Annotated in this window: 2 protein-coding genes and 1 pseudogene; 1 reads left to right on the top strand and 2 read right to left on the bottom strand. The window is 42.0% G+C overall.

What is annotated here, in order from left to right:
- The first annotated feature begins 294 nt into the window (after nt 1-294).
- A complete protein-coding gene (nadC, locus tag HXY43_RS13905) occupies nt 295-1,158 on the top strand; it encodes a carboxylating nicotinate-nucleotide diphosphorylase (RefSeq protein WP_290883768.1) in 864 nt (287 codons plus the stop codon).
- A gap of 252 nt (nt 1,159-1,410) precedes the next feature.
- On the opposite strand, the gene crtO is transcribed toward nadC, so the two are convergent.
- Nucleotides 1,411-3,108, bottom strand: coding sequence for a beta-carotene ketolase CrtO (crtO, locus tag HXY43_RS13900; protein WP_290883766.1), 1,698 nt, complete (start codon nt 3,106-3,108; stop codon nt 1,411-1,413).
- Between the two features lie 395 nt (nt 3,109-3,503).
- Nucleotides 3,504-3,680: pseudogene (locus HXY43_RS13895) on the bottom strand (photosystem II D2 protein (photosystem q(a) protein)); the annotation flags it as partial.

Below are 3,680 nucleotides of genomic sequence, written 5' to 3'. Positions count from 1 at the left end.
TATCCGGCTGTTTATTTTTTGACCTCAGCCTCGGTCTTTATTCTTTACTCCCGCAGGCAAGGTGCTTTATAATGGCTTTCAAAACTATCTTGTTTTCATGGTTCGGTCGCCACCCGAGCAGTTCTGTTTCGTGCCCGCTCCGAAGGCACTTTCTTATAGTAGCTACTCCACATCCCTTTGTCAACTATTTGAGAAAAAATTTTTTCAGATTTTTTCGAGCGGTTAAAAAACCTAAATAAATCAAGGGTTTTGGGCTAAATTTTTCCTGGAGTTAGAGAAGGAAGCAATCAAGTTGTGAGCAATGTAGGAATTTTGCCCCCCTGGCTGGTGTTAGACCCTCTGTTACGTGATTGGTTATTAGAGGATATTGGTAGGGGCGATCGCACAACTCAATCTCTTCTATCTCAAGATGCTATTGAAGGACAAGCGGAGTGGATCGCAAAAGCGCCTGGGGTAGTAGCTGGTTTACCAGTAGCAGCACGGGTATTTCAACTATTGAATGAAAAAGTTAGCTTTGAAGCGTTTGCAGTTGAGGGTGAATACTGTCAGCAGGGACAGGTGGTAGCACAGATGCATGGTTCCTTGGCTGCATTATTGATCGGGGAACGGGTAGCGCTGAACTTGGCGATGCGTTTAAGTGGAATTGCAACACTAACTCGTCAGTATGTCGAAAAGATAGCCGATTTACCCACTCAGTTTGTGGATACGCGCAAAACTACACCAGGTTTAAGAATTTTAGAAAAATATGCAACTCAGACAGGAGGAGCGATAAATCATCGGATGGGACTAGATGATGCAGTGATGATCAAAGACAACCATATTGCAGCATCAAAGGGAATTGGAGAAGCTATTTCCCGTATTCGTTTTCACATTCCTTATCCACTGACAATTGAAGTAGAGACGGAAACCTTAGAACAGGTGCAAGAAGCATTACACCACAAAGCTGACATTATTATGCTGGACAATATGCCTCTTGATACGATGCGAGAGGCTGTACAGATGATTCGCCTAGAAAATAGTCACGTGAAAATCGAGGCTTCTGGCAATATTACCCTGGAAACTATTCGTGCTGTGGCACAGACGGGTGTGGACTATATTTCTAGCAGTGCGCCGATTACGCAGTCGAAGTGGTTGGATTTGAGCATGAAGATTCAATAGGTTACTACCATATGGGTAATCACTCGCAGCGATCGCATTCGAGCATGTCACAGCCTAATTGCATTGGTAGTGTCTAGGGGTAGATTATCCTCCCAGATTGCAGATATTTGAAATCTACCCGAAGGTAATTTAGACGCAACAGCGATCGCACAATTAACCTTAATTCAATAGAAACGAAAAAGCCTGCACAGGCAGGCTTTGTTTATGTAGCCTCAGACTTCCAGTCTGTAGGCACATTATCCATTCGCTTACTTACTTATTAATTCCAAACACCGACCCAACTGTTGACTTAAGCGAACCCCAGCCATCCTTGACAGTTTGAGCAATAGGATGCTTAGTCTGCAAAAATACCCGCGCACAGTTGCGTCCTGGCATTCCGGAAATGGAACCACCTGGATGAGTCCCTGCACCAGTCAAGAATAAATTCTCAATAGGCGTTTTGTAGTTTGCCAATTCTGGCAAGGGGCGGAAAAACACCATCTGATCCAACGTCATATCAACGTGGTAGTAATTCCCTTTGTACGCACCTAATCTTTCACCCAATTCTGCCGGACTTTCGACGCGACGGGCAATAGTTGCGTTTTTCACATTCGGCGCGTAGGCTGCTAACTTTTCTATCACCCTGTCAGCAACTTTATTTTTCAGTTCATCCGTCCAACCAGTTCCATTCAAACCAGTGCCTTCTGCACCAGCAATTTGATAGGGGGCGAAAAATTCAATCCATACAGTATGTTTGCTTGGTGGTGCCATTGACGGATCTAACATTGTTGGCACTACCACATACATTGATGGGTCAGAGTCAGGAATCTCTCCCAAGGTACATTTACTATGGGCTTGTTCGACGTGAGCAACTGAATCTGCTATCAATACAGATCCAATTAGATATTCATCTTTATGTTCGTGGTGTTCAAAGCGCAATGGTTCGTTTAATGCCAAGTCTATCTTCAGAATGGTTTCGTTGTTGTTGACGATGCGGCGTTCTAATCTTTCCCACAAATCTGGATCGGCTGCATCCACATCGCTTTTGTCCATCAATTGCAAAAATAGACGCTTGGCATCAATGTTGGAAATTACCCCATGTTTAGCACGATATTCTCTACCATTTGCCGCTTGCACACCTACAGCACGACCATCATCTATCAAAATTTTCTGAACTTGCTGATCCGTCAGGATGACACCACCTTTACTTCTTACCAAGTTCACTAAAGCTTGCACCAAAGCACCCGTACCGCCACGAGGTCTTGCCATACCAGGGTTGTGGCGCATTGCCATCATAATGGCACCAATCGCAATGGTTTTCTGTGAAGGCGGCGCACCAAGTTCGGAAGCAAGTCTTGCCAAAGGTGCTTTCAGAAATTCCTCATCAAACCACTCATTGAGGAGATCCTCTGCGCTGGTCATCATATTACGAACAAAGTCCAGCGTCTTGTTAGGAGAACCAATTACCGAGAATAAATCCTTTATTTTGGTAATGTCATAATTACCCAAGATATCAAAAATTGACTTTGGGGGTGCGTTAAACATGGGAATCATTGCACCCAATGCCCGTTGCCAGTAATCTGTGAATTCTGCATATTTTTTGGCATCACGTTCGTTGTAACGGGCGATTTCTGCACAAGTCTTTTCTATTGACTTATGACCTAAAAAATATTTGCCATCAGGATGAGGACAAAATACGACTGGATCGCATTCTAAATATTCCAAGCCATATTTCTCTAGTTCTAATTCTTGAACTACTGGCCCAAGGTGAATAAATTCGTGGTCAATAGCACATAAATTAAATTTGAATCCTGGTGCTTTTTTTGGTAAACATTCTTCAGTCGTGGCAGCACCCCCAGGAACTGAACGCTTTTCCAATAGCAGAACGCTATACCCAGTTTTTAATAAATAGGCAGCACAAACTAATCCATTGTGTCCTGCACCAATAATTACAACGTCATACTCTTGCATAGTGAAAACTTTTGAAGGAAATAGGTGCCTTTCTAATGTTAGAAATACGTTACAAATAGTACATCATTCATCAGTTATATAAATTTACAATTTACTAAATATCTTTGGAAATAAGACTTTTGATGCTTGTTAAATAGTAACAATCAATATGAGCCAATAAAAAATTAAAATATGATTTTTACTTTTTCAATAGTATCTTTTTCTTCTGTTTCTGCCAATGGCTAAGCTTATGTATATCTAAATAGCAGGTTTTTCGTTAAGACAGTTACTAGTTATTTTTACTTTTTCTTTGTTGAATACAAATGACTAATGACTAAGGACAAATATTTCAAATAAAACCCCACCTTTAAGGTGGGGAAAGTTTCAACTATGTGATGCCGAAAATTGCACGTTTATTACAGAGCGTTACCACGAGGCAGAACTTCCTCAGGGAATACAAATTTCTCGTGCGGTTGATCTTGAGGAGCCATCCAAGCCCGGATACCCTCGTTCAGCAAAATGTTTTTGGTATAGAAAGTTTCAAACTCTGGGTCTTCGGCTGCTCTTAATTCTTGAGAGACGAAGTCGTAAGC

Source organism: Fischerella sp. (assembly GCF_013388695.1).
Lineage (GTDB): Bacteria > Cyanobacteriota > Cyanobacteriia > Cyanobacteriales > Nostocaceae > PCC9605.
This window is presented reverse-complemented; position numbering and strand designations above follow the sequence as displayed.

What these genes read in the sequence shown, in the direction of transcription:
- crtO (WP_290883766.1), bottom strand. Translation starts at nt 3,108, where the DNA reads ATGCAAGAGTATGACGTTGTAATTATTGGTGCAGGACACAATGGATTA.